Consider the following 15,417-nt stretch of genomic DNA (forward strand, 5'->3'; position numbering starts at 1 on the left):
GTGCGTCAGGCCGCGATCTGGATGCGGCGCAGGTGTCGGCTGCGGTCACTGAAGGCATTGCGGGCGTGAAGCAGCCGCCAGTTGTCCCACACGAGTACGTCGTTCTTGTGGTAGTCGATAGCCACATGATCGGCGTCGAAGGCTGCGCGCCAGTGCTCCTGCAGCTGTGCCGAAGGGTCGTCGTCCTCCCGGAGCAGGTTGTTGCAACTGAAGCGGACGATGAGCCCTTGGTCGTGTTGTTCGAGAATGGGGTGACGGGTCTTCAGGTCCAATCCCTGCCGCTGCACGCCTTCCGTGGTCTTCCAGGTGTACTCGGAGCGCTCCAGGGTCTTGCGCTCGTCCTCGGGCAGGGCCTCCACCCACGGGCGGGTGTCGGCCAGTGTGGTCTCCCCGCCGGGGCCGGCGGCAGGCGTGACGCACCACAGGGCGATGTAGCGGGGCGGGGTCACAGCGAAGTCGTAGCCCTCGGAATGCGGGGTCAGAGGCCTGGTGTTGCCGGCGTGGTAGACGTCGTCCATCCCCGGCTCCGGCCGCACGTCGCCGATTACGGCGCCCGTGTAGTTGGGGACGAAGCTCCCGAGGCTGCGGCAGAAGCGCACCTGATCGAAAGCATCAGGCACGTTACACATGAGGACGTAACCGTGCTCATCCATGAGCTGGTGAAATGTTTTCATGAGTAACTGGTCACTCAGCGGCTGATTATTGAAGTCGACCTGAGACAGGATGCTCATCGGTGAATGAGTCATAATTTCCTCCTTGGAGAAGGATTGGATTATCGATGGGCGAAATAGTGCCAATGGACCGCATTCCGTTCTTGCTGAAGAATTACGCGATGGAGTTGACGACATTGGAGGGAACCGCTGGAATGACCTCTGCAACAACTCGTTTCCGCTGTTCAGTCGTCCTGCGGCGGCACCTAGACCGCCTTAAGCCGTGGCCATTGATTGCCGGCTAGTGATCCCACGTCACTTCGTAGCCTCATAATTTTTCTGTCAGGAAAGATCCTTCTCTGCGAGATGCGATATTCGCGAAACCCTGCCAGCTATTTTGGTGGCCGTCCCTCCGTAAGGTGGCTGCCCCTCATTCCCTGCCGCAAACTATTGGAGCTTCGTTCAGAAAAACGGCGGCGTCCGGGAAGGCCGACCGCAAACGAAATCCGCGATTCCGATTGACGCTCGGCCGGTGCTGGCAGGGCATGTCGCCTCGGTCGTGCTTTTGCTCTCATTGGCTTCCTACCAGCGATAACAGCGTCCTTAGCCTCGATTCTTCAGCGGGATTCGGTCGCTGATCGGTCCGACGGTTCGCCCGTAATGTCCTCTGCCGGTAGATGGTGGGCCCTCGCGTGACGCCGCGGCTGCGCCGGGTTCCACGGGCCCGGAGACCGCGGGTCTCTCCTTCCTGGTCCTCGTCGGGGCGGTGCCGGCCGTCAGGTGACGGCCGGAACCTGGGTGAGTCGCCTCCAACTGGTGGTGAACGCCGACGCCCAGGCCCAGGTCCGCTCGATGCGCAGGTAGCGGCGGCGGGCGTGACAGGCCAGGCGTGCGGGCAGGTGGTAAAGACGGAAACGCATGGTGTCCGGCTCGGTGTTGGCCAGTTCCTCGCTGTCGTGCAGGGTCAGCAGACGGAGCCAGGCGTCGAGATCGACCGCGAGGTTCGCGGTGAGCATCCATTCCGCGTTGATCTGCCAGGACTGTGTGAGGGCAGATTGCGCAGGCCCATCGCCTTGTTCGTGCGCACCCGGTCCTCCACTTCGGCATGGTCGGGGTGCAGAGCGTCGAGGAACTGGATCTGGTGGGAACCGGCGATGCCCCACGTGTGCCTGATGTTCGTGGCAGCGACCGAGTACCGCGAGCCGGTTTTCTTCTCGAAGTCGGTCAGCTTCTTCAGTCGCCGCCGTGACGGCCGCACCCTGCGGACGACGAACCAGTCGCAGCCATAGATGTGCGGCGCCGGGAGGCTACGTTCGGTACACAGCCGAACCATGGTCGCGCGCTTCGTTGCGTCAACGGTTGCGAGCAGGCCATCACCACCAGATCGACGTGCACGTTCTTCGCGCATTCGGCGTAGGCCCGTACGCAGGTTCGCCACCGGATCCCCGGTGGCGACAAGCAGATGCCCGCGAGCGTTCACATCCTCGGAGCCCCACGGAAAGTAGATATCGGCATGGCGACCGAAGTCGTGCCCGCCCTCAATCGCGGACAGACCCGGGTACTGCGATTGCAGGAGCGCACAGGCACAGCGTTCGAACTCCGTTGGGTGGACGGCCTGTTCGCACAAAGCCCGGAGTACGCGTGCCACCGAGATCCGTTTACATCCATGAACGGATCTCTCTCTGAAATGGGACGGCGCTCCCGCATACACCGACGCAGCCGCTCCTTCGAGGCCGAGCCCCGATCGGCTACTGCAGGTGCTCACGGCCAATCATCGCCAGGACCCGAGTCGGACGTGAGATCTGTCGGCACCGGACAATCCCGATGACACCGACCGTCCCATCGGCGACCGGTGGATTTCACCCTCGGCCCAGAGGGAGCGAGAGTCCTCTGACGGAGTGTCACGCACGCCTGTCCACCGGTTGTCCACCGGGGCCCTTTGCGTCAGCATGATCCATTCCCAACGAGCAAGGAAAATACCAGGCCACAGCGTTGGATCGTCCATCTCGTCACAGAAACCAAACCTCCGACCTACGCATCACGATGCGCAGACCACGAGTGCCCGATTAGTCCGAATTCCAAGGTCAAACGAAAACAAGAAACCCCAGGCGGCCAAAGGCTTGACCTGGGGTTCACCATGGAGCCGCCTTCGGGATTCGAACCCGAGACCTACGCATTACGAGGGCTGGCGGGATCGTGATGCAGGGTCGTCGGCGGTGCCACCGAATCCGGTTTCTGCTGGTCAGCGGCGTTCAGCCTGGGGGTCAGGTCCGGTGTCGGGGGCTTGGTGTTGCGTCGTCCGCTCACGCATCGCTCACGCGGCTCGGGCGGATCGGGCCGGCCTGCACCAGTTCAGTCCACGGCGTTCGGATCACGGGGAAGGCAGCAAGCACGAGGTGCAGCGCGCCCGGTCCAGCGTCATCCGTGGTCGGTTCGCACAGCGAAGCGGGGTCGATCCGCTCTCCTGATCGACCCCTGTCCCTCAAATGCCGTAAATGACGACATGGTCGCCGCAGAGCAGCCTCATGTCCTCCTCGTCCGAGGTGAAGATCGAGACATCGCCGCGCTGGCGCAGGGCTACGGCGGCGAGTGCGGCGTCGATCGCATACTTGTGCCCGTGCAGCCCAGCGGTCTCCAGCAGGCCGATCGCCTCGCCCGCGACTTCCTGGGTGACCGGCTCGACGGCGATCTTGGAGAGGGTCCACTTCCACGCGGCCTGCTTGACACGCTTGTGATACGCCTCGATGAGTGTCATGGACGTGGTCACCACCCGAATCCCGGAGCGATCCGCGTCCTTGAGACGGGCACCCATCGCGCGGTGGCCCAGGACCGCCTGGGAGAGACCCTCGCTGTCGAGGAGATAGACGAGTGCGGACATCAACTCGCCCTGCGGTCCGACACAGAGCGGGCCTTGCGTTCCGCATGCTGCCGCTGGAGCACCAGGCGCTCCGCCTCCGCGCGCGCCAGTTCCTCGTCGGTGACCTCTCCGTGCTCACCCTCCCACCAGCCCACGAACTCATGGAGGTGATCCCGCTCGCGCTGGCGCTCTATGGCTTGTGCGACGTACCGGCTGAACCCTCCGGAACCCACCTCCGCGCGGATCTCCTCCGCCAGCTCCTCGGGCAGCGTCACCGTGTACTTCTTCGTTGCCATACCAGTCATCATACCGTCGATCCGTCGACGCGCAGCGAGCGTCTCAGATACGCGGACGCCTGCCTCCGCCGAACCCCGCCAGATGTTCGACCAACGGTAGAAGTCCCGGATGCGCGCTCCAGGTATCGGCTGTACCGGCATGATGAACTGCTGTGGAGGACTTCGTGATTGCTCTCGTTGTCGCAGTGATCGGGCTGGCTGCAACCGGGCCGGGCGCCGTTGTGGGAGCACGAGCATCCAGATTCGGCGCCGAGAAGAACGCCGAAACCGTACGGCGACAGGTGCAGGACCAGGGCGCCGTGGAGCATGGCCATTGGCTGAGGCAGCAGCGGCTCAGTACATACGAGAGCTTCCTCGAAGCCTGGGACGAGTGCCTGCGTATCACCCAAACATCCGGAGATGCGCACGACCCCGACTCAACGGGCCTCGACGAACTCAGAGGGGCCGCAAATCGCATGGCAGAGCGTGCACGGCGCATCGCGCTCTTGGGGCCCGAGGAAGTCACGCATGCGGCTGAGAACCTGACCGAGACGATGCAGGAAGACGTCGAAGTCTCCACCCGGTTCATCGAGGTATCCCAAGCCGCCATAGCAGCGATCGACGGCCGGCCTGTTCGCGCTGAGGCTATGGCCGAGGCAACAGAGGAGTACAGGCAGCGCACGGAACAGCTTGTGGAGCTCGTAAATGCCTACGGTGATCAGGGGCGGGACCTACGAGACCTTGATGGTCACCCCCTGTTGAGGGAGGTAATGAAGACCATCGAGCAGTACCGGCAGGTGTCCGGAGATGCGCGGGGCGCACTGTTGGAGAACGTCGAGCGACTGTCCGCGACCGTGGGCGAGGCAGCAGCGATGGTGGATGTACTCAAGCGCAACAAGGAATCACGGGAACTCAGTCGGGAACGTTTCACGGGCGCGGCACGGAAGGCACCCGGCACGCCGCCAATGCCCGAGTAGCAATCCGATCGGGGGTGAGGGATGGCTGTATCGCCTCGCCGCCGGCCTGGACATCGAGATCGTCTCCGACACGCTTGAGCACAGCCACACTCGGAACATGCAGGGCATCTACCAGAGCCTCTTTCTCACGTCGGCAAGCACGCCGCTGAGACAGCTGCAAAGCCCTCCAGGGCAGGGCGGGCGCAGGCCGAAAGCAAAGAAGAAGGGCCAGAAGGCCAAGCGCAAGAAGCTTGAGCACGGCGCTCCCACCTGTCCGCTCACGTAAGCCATTGCGTGGCACTCAGGGCGAACGACGCCACACCCCTACTAGCAACAAAAAGGCCAGGTCACGGGTAGTGTGACCTGGCCTCCACTGGAGCCGCCTTCGGGATTCGAACCCGAGACCTACGCATTACGAGTGCGTTGCTCTGGCCAACTGAGCTAAGGCGGCAAGCTGCCGGGCACAGTCAGACTGGCAGCGGCAGCGCGGCCAAGTCTACACAGTTTCGAGGGGTGCTCCGGACAGCGGCGGGAGGGGGTGGCGGGGGGCGCTAGCTGCACTTCTTGTCGTCGGGGGGGACGTCGCCTTCGAGGAGGTAGCGGTTGACGGCGGTGTCGATGCAGTCGGATCCGCGGCCGTAGGCGGTGTGGCCGTCGCCGTCGTAGGTGAGGAGGGTGCCGGAGTCGAGTTGGCCGGCGAGGGACTTGGCCCAGGCGTAGGGGGTGGCGGGGTCGCGGGTGGTGCCGACCACGAGGATGGGGGCGGCGCCGGGGGCGGTGATGCGGTGGGGGGTGCCGGTGGGGGCGACGGGCCAGTAGCCGCAGATGAGGCTGGACCAGGCGAGGTTGGCGCCGAAGTGGGGGGAGACCCGGGTGAAGGAGGGGAGGGCGCGGGTGACGGCGGCGGGGTTCTTGAGGGCGGCGGGGAGGTCGAGGCAGTTGACGGCGGCGTTGGCGTACATGAGGTTGGCGTAACGGCCATTGGGGGAGCGCTCGTAGTAGGAGTCGGAGAGGGCCAGGAGGGCGCTGCCGTCTCCCTTCTCGGCCTTGGTGAGGGCCTGGCGCAGGACGCCCCACTGGGACTCGTCGTACATGGCGGAGATGACGCCGGTGGCGCCGAGGGCCTCGGTGAGTTTGCGGCTGGTGCCGGTTTTCAGGGGGTGGGCGTCGAGCTGCTTGAGGAAGGCGTCGAGCTTGTGGCCGGCGTCGGCGGCGCTGACCCGGCCGAGGGGGCAGCCGGTGCGGCGCACGCAGTCCTTGGCGAAGGCGTTGAAGGCGGTCTCGAAGCCGCCTGCCTGGGCGCGGGCGGACTCCAGGGCGGAGACGGAGGGGTCGACGGCGCCGTCGAGGACGAGGCGGCCGACGCGGGAGGGGAAGAGGCCGGCGTAGGTGGCGCCGAGGAGGGTGCCGTACGACTTGCCGACGTAGTTGAGCTTCCGGTCGCCGAGGAGGGCCCGGAAGATGTCCATGTCACGGGCCGACTCGACGGTGGAGATGTGCTTGAGGATCTTGCCCGCGCGCTGCTCGCAGCCGGCGGCGAAGGCCTTGTCGGCCTTGACGAGGGCGGCCTGCTCGGCGGCGTCGTCCGGGGTGACGTCGGTGGCCGAGTAGGCGTCCATCTGCTTGTCGGTGAGGCACTTCACGGGCTCGCTGCGGGCGACGCCGCGCGGGTCCACGGCGGCCATGTCGTAGCGGGCGGTGACGGGGGCGGGGTAGCCCACGGCCGCGTACTGCAGGTAGTCGATGGCCGAGCCGCCGGGGCCGCCGGGGTTGACCAGGAGGGAGCCGAGGCGGCTGCCGGGGCCGGTGGCCTTCTTACGGGCGACGGCGAGCTTGAGGTCGGTCGCGGTGGAGGGGGCGTCGTAGTCGAGCGGCACCTTCATGGCCGCGCACTGGAAGGCGGCGTTGTTGCAGTCCTTCCAGTTCAGCTTCTGCTCGTAGTACGGCTTGAGCGCGGCGGAGTCCGAGGTGCCGGACGAGGGGAGCGCGGTCAGTGAAGAGGGTGAGGAGGGTGAGGAGGCGGCGGCGCTGTGACCGTCGCTCCCGGTGGAGCAGGCGGTGAGCAGCAGGCCGGCGACCGCGATAACGGTGCCGGAGGTGCGGAGCAGGCGCGGGGTGTGCATCAAGGTGCCTCGGTTCCTCCCGTCGGGTGTTTGGGAGCGTATCCGTCCTGGTGGGGCGGAATACGTCTTCCGCCGCCCCCTTATGGGTGATTCGGTCCGTCCAGGATCTCGGTGAAGTAGCCGGCGACGAGGGCGAGCAGCCGGCCAGGCGGGCCGGCGCCGTCGAGGATGCGCACCCCGTCGGGGTGGCCGAGGGTGTCGCGCAGGCGCAGGGCGGAGGCGGCGTGCGCCTCCTCTCCGGAGGGGGTGGCCAGGAGCAGTTCGGTGCCGTCCGCGGGGGGCGGGGTGAGCCGGTCGTACGTGCCCGAGACGGCGGCGGTGGCGCCGTAGCGGTCGGGGTGGGCGAGGGCTTCGCGTACGGCGCAGGGCGCGTCGGCGCCGAGGCCGAGCAGGCCGCGGGCGGAGCGGGCCGGGGCGACGCGGTAGCGGGCGGTGACGGCGGCCGGGACCGGGGTGCCGCAGTGGACGGGCAGGACGATCACGAAGGGGTCGGCCAGGCCGCGGCGGGTGTGGGCGGCGAAGGCGTCGATCAGGTCGGCGGGGTCCTGGGTGGGCGCCGCGTAGGCCACGACGACGGGGAAGTCGAGGTCGGCGGCGCCGGGGTAGCGGTACTGGGGCGGGAGCCAGACCCGGGTGCCGTCGGCGTAGCGCTGGAGGGTGCCGTCGGCGGGGTGGGCGATGGTGCGGGGCGGGCGCGCGGCGGGGTCCGCCGGGGGGCCTACGGGATGTGGGTGGTGCGAGGGATGCGAGGGGGCGCGTTCAGCGGCGCGTGGTGGTGAACTGTGCGCCGGTTGTGCGCCGGCGCCCCCTGCGGCTTCCCACGAGCCGCCGGAGGCCGTCGTCCACAGGGCGACCGCCAGCACGGCCCCCGCCAGCGCCGCGCCGCTCGCGCGCAGCACGGTGCCCGCGTACGCGACCGGCAGTTCGTACGGTCTGCCCGCACGCTGCGCCCACCAGTGCCGCAGCGCCGAGCGGGCGAGGGCCGCCATGGTGACAGCGGCCGCCAGGGCCAGTAGTGCGAGGGCGCCGGGGAGCAGCGGGAGGGCGTGGGCCACGGTGACGTACCACCTCGAAGACAGCGGTGGGGGCAAGGCAGCAGCCTGCGCCACGCGCCGCCGTACGCCCGGCGCCGACGCGGTTCGTCCCGCCCGCCGGGCACGATGATCACCCGAAGGGGGGAGCGGGCGGCGCCGTCAGCCCGCCCGCAGCGCCAGGGCCATCGCCTCGACGGCCAGCAGCGGCGCGACATTGCGGTCGAGGGCCTCGCGGCAGGCGAGGATCGCCTCGATGCGGCGCAGGGTGTGCTCGGGGCGGCACTCGGCGGCGATGCGGTCGATGGCGTCGCGGAACTCGACGTTGGCGATGGCGACACCGGTGCCGAGCTGGACGGCGAGCACATCGCGGTAGAAGCCGGCGAGGTCGGTGAGGGCGAGGTCGAGGGTGTCGCGCTGGGTGCGGGTGGAGCGGCGCTTCTGGCGGTCGGCCAGGTCCTTCATCACGCCGGCCGTGCCGCGCGGCATTCGGCTGCCGGCTCCGGCGGAGGCCCCCAGGGCGGCGCGCATCTCCTCGGTCTCCTTGGCGTCGGCCCCCTCGGCGACCTGCTTGGCGTCGTCCGAGGCGGAGTCGACCAGCTCCTGGGCGGCCTTGAGGCAGCCGCCGACGTCGGCCACCCGCAGCGGCATCCTCAGCACCGCGGCCCGCCGGGACCTGGCCTGCTCGTCGGTGGCGAGGCGGCGGGCGCGGCCGATGTGCCCCTGGGTGGCCCGGGCGGCGGCCTCGGCGGCGGCGGGTTCGATGCCGTCGCGGCGGATCAGCACATCCCGTACCGCCTCGACGGGCGGCGTGCGCAGGCCGAGGTGCCGGCAGCGGGACCGGATCGTCGGCAGCGCGTCCTCCACGGAGGGGGCGCACAGCAGCCACACGGTGCGGGGCGCGGGCTCCTCGACGGCCTTGAGCAGCACATTGCCGGCGCCCTCGGTGAGGCGGTCGGCGTCCTCCAGGACGATCACCTGCCAGCGGCCGCCGGCCGGGGAGAGGGCGGCGCGGCGCACCAGGTCCCGGGTGTCCTTGACGCCGATGGAGAGCAGGTCGGTACGGACGAACTCCACATCGGCGTGGGTGCCGATCATCGTGGTGTGGCAGCCGTCGCAGAAGCCGCAGCCCGGCGCGCCGCCCAGGGCCCGGTCCGGGCTGACGCACTGCAGCGCCGCCGCGAACGCGCGGGCCGCGGTCGACCGCCCGGAGCCCGGGGGGCCGGTGAACAGCCAGGCGTGCGTCATCTTCGACGCGGCCGGCCGCGGCTCCCCCGCCATCGCCGCGGTGACATAGGCATCCGCGTCCCGCGCGGCCGCCGACAGCTGCGCCGTCACCCGGTCCTGCCCGACCAGGTCGTCCCATACCGCCATGGAGCCGCTCCTCTGCCGCGTTACGTCCTCCCCATTGTCGGGTACGCCACCGACACTTCCGGCCCCGGGACGCCCCCTACCCCACCACGGGGCCGACCCCGTCTCGCATACGCTCGCCCTATGCGCCCCGCCCGTCCCGTCGGCGCCGTCACCCGCGGCACGACCAACCCGAACCGGCTGCGCCGGATGGACCGGTGGATCGCCGCCACCTGCGGCCCGGCCCTGCGCAGCGCGGCCGATCCGATCGCCGTGGACCTGGGCTACGGGGCGGCACCCTGGACCGCCGTCGAACTGCTCGGCCGCCTGCGCAGGGACGTACGCCCGGACCTGCGCCTGGTCGGCGTCGAGATCGACCCGGCCCGGGTCGAGGCGGCGCGGCGTTACGAGGGCGACGGGCTGAGCTTCGTCCACGGGGGGTTCGAGATCCCGCTCCCGGACCGCGCCCGCCCCGCCCTGATCCGGGCCGCGAACGTGCTGCGCCAGTACGACGAGGCCGAGGTGGCGGCGGTCTGGGCACGGCTGACGGCCCGCCTCGCGCCCGGCGGGACGCTGGTCGAGGGCACGTGCGACGAGATCGGGCGGCGCCATGTGTGGGTGGCGCTGGGCCCGGAAGGCCCCCGGACGGTGACCTTCGCGACCCGGCTGGGCTCGCTCGGCCGCCCGTCGGACCTGGCGGAACGGCTGCCGAAGGCGCTGATCCACCGCAATGTGCCGGGCGAGCCGGTGCACGCCTTCCTCACCGGATTCGACCGGGCCTGGGCCGCGGCGGCGCCGTTCGCTTCGCTGGGGGCCCGGCAGCGCTGGATCCGGGCGGTACGGACCCTGGCGGAGACGGACGGCTGGCCGGTCGTGGACGGCCCGGCCCGCTGGCGGCAGGGCGAAGTGACCGTCCGCTGGGACGCGTTGGCGCCCCGCGCCTGACCCGGTCGGCCGGCTCGGCGCCGGTCTGCCCGCGCAGGCCGGCCCGCGCAGGCCGGCCCGGTGCCGCCTGCCCGGTGCCGCCTGCCCGGTGCCGCCTGCCCGGTGCCGCCTGCCCCGGTGCCGCGACCGCGGTCGCGCACCGGCTTGCGCGGCCCCGGAACGAACCGGGCGGACCGGTACGTTCCGGAGGCCTCGCGGCGGGCGTGACCCACGCCACCCGCACTCAGTTTCCAAACGTGACCTTGGTCATGTCCAGTTCGTCCCCTGCGAGGCGAAATCCCCTGCTCGGAGCCGCATATGACACAGGCGGTTTACCGTCAGCTCTCCCACCGCGGCGCCCGCTGCCGCTATGGTCGCCACTCAGCACAGCACCCTCGGGGGGAGGGAAGGAACATCCGATGTCCGCAACAGAGGTCCCCCAGGCCTCCGTACCGGGGCCGCGCCAGGAGCACATGGCCGACGGCCGGAGCTCCCCTGCCCTCACGCTGCTGGCCATCGGTGACGACCCCACCGGTGCCTTCACCGTCCCGGACCTGCTCGACGTCTCCGGCACCCGGGTCCGCATCCGCCGGGCCCGCAACCTCACCGAGGCCGAACGGCTGCTGAAGGACGACGTCAACTGCATCCTGCTGGACCTGGCCGGCCAGACCGAGCTGCTCGACAGCCTGCGCCATGTGCTGCGTCTGGCGCCCCGTACCGCCGTGCTGGTGCTGACCAGCACCGGCGAGACCAGTGCCGAGCGCGCCGCCGAGGCGGTCCGGATCGGCGCGCAGGACTACCTCACCACGGACGAGCTCGACCCGTCCCACCTCACCCGCGCCATCCGCTACGCCGTGGAGCGCAAGCGCGCCGACATCGCCCAGCGCAAGCTGGCCGAGACCCGTCTGCTCGCCCAGGAGAACTCCCGCCTGGAACGCGGCCTGCTGCCCGTGCCGCTGCTGGCCGGCGCCGAGGAGTGGCTGGGCTTCGCCTCCCACTACCGCCCCGGCCGCAGCCGCGCCCTGCTCGGCGGCGACTTCTACGACACGGTACGGACCCCCGACGGCACCGTTCACGCGATGATCGGCGACGTCTGCGGCCACGGCCCGGACGAGGCGGCGCTCGGGGTGGAACTGCGCATCGCCTGGCGCGCGCTGATCCTCGCCGGGCTGACCGGCAGCCGTCTGCTCGCCACCCTGCAGCAGGTCCTGGAGCACGAGCGGGCGGACGACGAGATCTTCGCGACGCTGTGCGCCCTGGACATCGCCCCCGACGGCCGCACCGCCGACCTCTATCTGGCCGGTCACCCCTCGCCGCTGGTCTCCCGCCCCGGCGAGGTGCCGCACCTGCTGCCGTACGAGCACGGGGGCGCCGCACTCGGACTGCTGCCGGACGCGGACTGGGAACCGGCCCGCATCGAGCTGGGTGAGGCATGGAGCCTGATGCTCTACACCGACGGCCTGATCGAGGGCCGCATCGGCCAGGGCACGCAGCGGCTCGGCCAGGACGGCATGGTGCGGCTGATCGCCGCCCGGCTGGCGGCCGGCCTGCGTGGCGAGGACCTGCTCGACGCGGCGGTCACCGAGGTGCGCGAGCTCAACGGCGGAGAGCTGACGGACGACGTGGCGCTGGTACTGCTGGACCGGACCAGCCGGCCGGCCTGAGGCCGGGGCCAACGAGACCGGGTCAGCGGTTGAAGGGCCCGTACGGCCCGTCACTGCTGCTGCCGCCGCGCGGCCGGCGCGGGCCGCCCTTGCCGGAGACCTCACGGAGCTTGGGGCGCACGTCGACCGTGTAGACGATCACCGCGATCAGGCCGATGATCGGCAGGAACGACAGGATCGAGAAGATCTTCATCACCACGGCGGCGATACCGAGGATGATCAGCCAGAAGGCCTTGGTGTTCTTGTCGGCCGCGCGATAGGCGTCCTCGCGGTGGATGGCCGCGTCGATGAACGCGAACAGCGCGAACGCCAAGAGCGCCCAGGAAACCAGCCCCAGGAGACTGAAGAACCCCGCCACCAGCATGCTGCCCACCTCGTCGTCCGTCGTGTCCGGTCCACCGTACCCAGAGAACGGGCCGGGCACGTGGTGTGTGCCCGGCCCCGTGTCACGGTCTCGTTACTGCACCGGCCTGCCGCCGGTGGGCTTCTTCGCCTGGGTCTTCTTGGCGCCGCTGGAGGCGGAGGCAGGAGCGGAGGCCGGAGCGGAGGCGGGGGCCGGAGCCGGATCCGGCTTCTTCGCCTCGGCCGGGGCGGGGGCCGGGACCGCGGCCGGACCGGGCTTCGGCAGGGGGTCGGGCTCGATCGCGATCGCGACCTCCTCGACCTGCTCGGCGGCCTCGCCGCGCCAGGTCGCCACGGCACCCTTGCCGCGCTCGGCCAGCTCGTCGTACGTCTCCCGGGCCTTGACCGCGTACTCCGCGGCCCGGCCGACCTGCTGCAGCGCGAAGTCCTGCGCGGCGTCGCGCAGCTTCTTCACGTCGCCGTCGATCGTGCCCAGCAGCTCGCTGACCTTGGCCTGAGCCTTGGTCTGGGCCTCCTTGGCCTGCGCGGTGACCTTCTCCTGCACGGCCTTGGGGTCGGCGCCACGCACCTTCTCGATCCGCTGCGGCGCCTCCGCCTTCAGCTTCTCGATCAGCGGCGGGACCTCCTTGAGCTTCTCCGCGGCCAGGTCGGCGGTGCCGGCCAGCGCGTAGAGCGGGGTCGGGTCCTTGAAGGTCTTCACGATGTCTTCGGTGATCGCCATGAGGGTTCTCCCGTATGAGGGTTGGGGGTTCTGGCGTTATCCGGCGGCCGCGGCGTCGTCGCCACCGCCACCCGTCGTCCTCGGCTTCAGCACGGTGACAGCCTTCTTGGCCGCCTTCCTCGCCGCCCGCTTGCGCGGTGGCGCCGGCGGCTTCGTCTGATCCTCGTCCACGACGCCGTTCTCCTTGCGGAACGACTCGTAGATCTGCAGCAGTACCTGCTTCTGCTTCTCGTTGATCGTGGTGTCCGCCAGGATCGCGGCCCGCAGCTCGATGCCCTCCTGGTCACGCTCGTCCAGGATCCCCGCCTGCACGTACAGGGTCTCGGCCGAGATGCGCAGTGCCTTGGCGAGCTGCTGCAGGATGTCCGCGCTCGGTTTGCGCAGCCCGCGCTCGATCTGGCTGAGGTAGGGGTTCGACACCCCTGCGGCGTCGGCGAGCTGACGCAGCGACAGCTGCGCGTTGCGGCGTTGCTCCCGCAGGTACTCACCGAGGTTGCCGACATTGAGTGAAGCCATGCCTCGATACTGCCGGGTAGCGCTAACTTTTGCAAGCGCACTGCTTGCAAAAGGATAATGCGGCGCCGCCTGGCCCCGCCGCCTCCGGGGCTCAGCGTCCGGACGCGTGCTCCGGGCGATCACCGATCTGCTCCGCGCAGCGGGCGGGTGAGACCGGGGAGTCGGGCCGGCCGTCCTTCCTCGCTCCTTGACCTTCACCCTGGGGAAAGCCACAGCATCGGTGGAGCCGGGCGACGGGCCCGGCGCGAGGAGGAACAGGCATGGGGCTGCTGACCATCGGGGCGTTCGCGAGGGCCTCCCGGCTGTCACCGAAGGCGCTGCGTCTCTACGACGAACTCGGGCTGCTGCCCCCGGCCCGCGTCGACCCGGTGACCGGCTACCGCCACTACGCCCCCGAGCAGCTGGAGCGGGCCCGGCTGGTGGCGTGGCTCCGCAGGCTCGGCATGCCGCTGGCCCGGATCCAGCAGGTCTGCCTGCTTCCGGCGTCCGGGGCGGCGCGCGAGATCAGCGCGTTCTGGGCCCGGATCGAGGCCGACACCGCCACCCGGCGCGACCTGGCCGCCTTCCTCGTCGACCACCTGTCCCAGAAGGACTCCGCCATGTCCCCGACCGTCAAGCCCCTGGAACTGCGCTACGCCGCCCTGTCCGATGCCGGTCTGGTCCGCCCGAGCAACCAGGACACGGCCTACGCCGGATCCCGTCTGCTGGCCGTCGCGGACGGCTGCGGCAGCCAAGGAGGCGCTGCCGGCGCGGCCGCCGTCAACGCGCTCAAGCACCTCGAAACCGACAGCATCCCGGCCGGCAGTCTCCTCGACGTCCTCGGAGACGTCATCGAACAGGCCAAGCAGGCCGTGCACGACATCGCCAGGAGCGGCTCTTCAGAAGACACCGGCACGACGCTCACCGCGATGCTCTGGACCGGATCACAGCTGGCGCTCGTCCACATCGGCGACTCCCGCGTCTACCTCATGCGCGACGGAGAGCTGTTCCAGATCACCCACGACCACACCATGGTGCAGTCGATGGTCGACGAAGGACGCCTCAGCCCGGAAGAAGCCGCCTCCCACCCTCAGCGGTCGCTGCTGGTCCGGGCCCTGGGCCCAGGAGCCGACACCACCCCCGACATGCGCCTCCACGACGCCCGGCGGGGAGACCGGTACCTGCTCTGCTCCGACGGTCTGTCGACCGTCGTGTCGACCGGAGAGATCCACCGGGTGCTCTCCGGGATCGGGGAGCCCGAGCAGGCGGTCCGCGATCTCGTGGCCCTGGCCAACGGCTCCGGGGGCCCCGACAACGTCAGCTGTGTGGTCGCCGACGTACGGGAGGCGGGGGAATCGCGGACAGAAGCTGACCGCATGGCCTTCTAGCGTGGGAACACCGAAAGCGACAGGGGCCGACCGCCCCGCGACGAGAGGTGGACCCCATGCCGACCCTGGTGCGTGCCGAGACGGACGAGCGTGACGGACTGCTGGCCTTCCTGGCCGCGCAGCGCGGCGCCCTGCGGCGCTCGGTGCGCGGGCTCACCGAGGAGCAGGCCACGACCCGGTCCAGTACGAGCGAACTGACACTGGCCGGGCTGGTCAAGCATGTCGCCCGCACCGAGGAGGTGTGGGTGCAGGGCACACTGCTGGGCCGCCCGGAGTTCGCCGGCACCGAGGCGGACTACGTCAGCGGCTTCCGGCTGCTGACCGAACAGGGCGAGACGCTCGCCTCCGTCCTCGCCGGTTACGCGGAGGTGGCCCGCGCCACCGAGGAGGCCGTCAACGGCCTGCCCGACCTGGAGGTGACGGTCGCCCTCCCGTCCGCCCCGTGGTTCCCGCCCGGCATGAAGGTCACCGCCCGGTGGATCCTGCTGCACCTGATCGAGGAGGTCGCCCGGCACGCCGGGCACGCGGACATCGTGCGCGAGTCGCTCGACGGGAGGACCGCCTTCGAGCTGGTCGCCGAGGAGTCGGCGGACGACCGGTGAGTTCCGCGGCGCCGGGCC

The 15,417-nt window shown here is 70.0% G+C and carries 16 protein-coding genes and 1 tRNA gene; 6 read left to right on the forward strand and 11 right to left on the reverse strand.

The features are described from left to right. Nucleotides 1–5: 5 nt before the first annotated feature. The 4 genes from RWE79_RS17925 to RWE79_RS17940 form a co-directional block, all read right to left on the reverse strand. Nucleotides 6–746 (reverse strand): TauD/TfdA family dioxygenase, encoded by a 741-nt coding sequence (locus RWE79_RS17925; protein ID WP_475941084.1) that lies wholly within the window; start codon nucleotides 744–746, stop codon nucleotides 6–8. 680 nt (nucleotides 747–1,426) lie between these two features. Continuing rightward, nucleotides 1,427–1,666, reverse strand: a complete 240-nt coding sequence (locus tag RWE79_RS17930) for a hypothetical protein (protein WP_475941085.1) — start codon at nucleotides 1,664–1,666, stop codon at nucleotides 1,427–1,429. 1,466 nt (nucleotides 1,667–3,132) lie between these two features. Then, entirely contained in the window at nucleotides 3,133–3,528 is a 396-nt protein-coding gene (locus tag RWE79_RS17935) for a hypothetical protein (protein WP_475941086.1), read from the reverse strand. After that, nucleotides 3,528–3,803 carry a hypothetical protein gene (locus tag RWE79_RS17940; RefSeq protein WP_475941087.1) on the reverse strand — a complete coding sequence of 92 codons (276 nt, stop codon included), beginning with the start codon at nucleotides 3,801–3,803 and terminating at the stop codon, nucleotides 3,528–3,530. The genes RWE79_RS17935 and RWE79_RS17940 overlap by 1 nt, the downstream gene beginning before the upstream one ends. Nucleotides 3,804–3,955: 152 nt before the next feature. Here RWE79_RS17940 and RWE79_RS17945 point away from each other — a divergent pair, with 152 nt between their 5' ends. Continuing rightward, nucleotides 3,956–4,759, forward strand: a complete 804-nt coding sequence (locus RWE79_RS17945; RefSeq protein WP_475941088.1) for a hypothetical protein — start codon at nucleotides 3,956–3,958, stop codon at nucleotides 4,757–4,759. Nucleotides 4,760–4,856: 97 nt separating this feature from the next. After that, complete coding sequence (locus RWE79_RS17950) at nucleotides 4,857–5,024, forward strand: hypothetical protein (RefSeq protein WP_475941089.1); 168 nt, start codon at nucleotides 4,857–4,859, stop codon at nucleotides 5,022–5,024. Nucleotides 5,025–5,112: 88 nt separating this feature from the next. Here the strand turns inward: RWE79_RS17950 and RWE79_RS17955 are convergent. The 4 genes from RWE79_RS17955 to RWE79_RS17970 all read right to left on the reverse strand — a co-directional run bounded on the left by RWE79_RS17955 (nucleotide 5,113) and on the right by RWE79_RS17970 (nucleotide 9,266). Further along, nucleotides 5,113–5,189 (reverse strand) — tRNA-Thr (locus RWE79_RS17955). A 100-nt stretch (nucleotides 5,190–5,289) separates the two neighbouring features. Continuing rightward, entirely contained in the window at nucleotides 5,290–6,861 is a 1,572-nt protein-coding gene (locus tag RWE79_RS17960) for an alpha/beta hydrolase (RefSeq protein WP_475941090.1), read from the reverse strand. Nucleotides 6,862–6,941: 80 nt separating this feature from the next. Further along, nucleotides 6,942–7,916, reverse strand: coding sequence for an alpha/beta hydrolase (locus tag RWE79_RS17965; RefSeq protein ID WP_475941091.1), 975 nt, complete (start codon nucleotides 7,914–7,916; stop codon nucleotides 6,942–6,944). Nucleotides 7,917–8,054: 138 nt separating this feature from the next. After that, nucleotides 8,055–9,266, reverse strand: coding sequence for a DNA polymerase III subunit delta' (locus RWE79_RS17970; protein ID WP_475941092.1), 1,212 nt, complete (start codon nucleotides 9,264–9,266; stop codon nucleotides 8,055–8,057). A 120-nt stretch (nucleotides 9,267–9,386) separates the two neighbouring features. On the opposite strand from RWE79_RS17970, the gene RWE79_RS17975 reads away from it, so the two are divergent. Further along, a complete protein-coding gene (locus RWE79_RS17975) occupies nucleotides 9,387–10,187 on the forward strand; it encodes a class I SAM-dependent methyltransferase (protein WP_475941093.1) in 801 nt (266 codons plus the stop codon). 242 nt (nucleotides 10,188–10,429) lie between these two features. Then, entirely contained in the window at nucleotides 10,430–11,830 is a 1,401-nt protein-coding gene (locus tag RWE79_RS17980) for a PP2C family protein-serine/threonine phosphatase (RefSeq protein WP_475945900.1), read from the forward strand. 22 nt (nucleotides 11,831–11,852) lie between these two features. Here RWE79_RS17980 and RWE79_RS17985 read toward each other — a convergent pair whose 3' ends face one another. The 3 genes from RWE79_RS17985 to RWE79_RS17995 all read right to left on the reverse strand — a co-directional run bounded on the left by RWE79_RS17985 (nucleotide 11,853) and on the right by RWE79_RS17995 (nucleotide 13,430). Beyond that, nucleotides 11,853–12,194, reverse strand: a complete 342-nt coding sequence (locus RWE79_RS17985; protein ID WP_475941094.1) for a DUF2516 family protein — start codon at nucleotides 12,192–12,194, stop codon at nucleotides 11,853–11,855. Nucleotides 12,195–12,287: 93 nt separating this feature from the next. Next, the gene (locus RWE79_RS17990; RefSeq protein ID WP_475941095.1) at nucleotides 12,288–12,914 is read right to left on the reverse strand and encodes a hypothetical protein; all 627 of its coding nucleotides are present in this window, start codon (nucleotides 12,912–12,914) and stop codon (nucleotides 12,288–12,290) included. Between the two features lie 36 nt (nucleotides 12,915–12,950). Then, complete coding sequence (locus tag RWE79_RS17995) at nucleotides 12,951–13,430, reverse strand: helix-turn-helix domain-containing protein (RefSeq protein WP_475941096.1); 480 nt, start codon at nucleotides 13,428–13,430, stop codon at nucleotides 12,951–12,953. 260 nt (nucleotides 13,431–13,690) lie between these two features. Between RWE79_RS17995 and RWE79_RS18000 the strand changes: the two genes are divergently transcribed. Together RWE79_RS18000 and RWE79_RS18005 are read left to right on the forward strand one after the other, a co-directional pair. Beyond that, complete coding sequence (locus tag RWE79_RS18000; protein WP_475941097.1) at nucleotides 13,691–14,797, forward strand: MerR family transcriptional regulator; 1,107 nt, start codon at nucleotides 13,691–13,693, stop codon at nucleotides 14,795–14,797. 56 nt (nucleotides 14,798–14,853) lie between these two features. Beyond that, nucleotides 14,854–15,399 (forward strand): DinB family protein, encoded by a 546-nt coding sequence (locus tag RWE79_RS18005; RefSeq protein WP_475941098.1) that lies wholly within the window; start codon nucleotides 14,854–14,856, stop codon nucleotides 15,397–15,399. Nucleotides 15,400–15,417 lie beyond the last annotated feature (18 nt).

Source organism: Streptomyces sp. RLA131 (genome assembly GCF_056270125.1).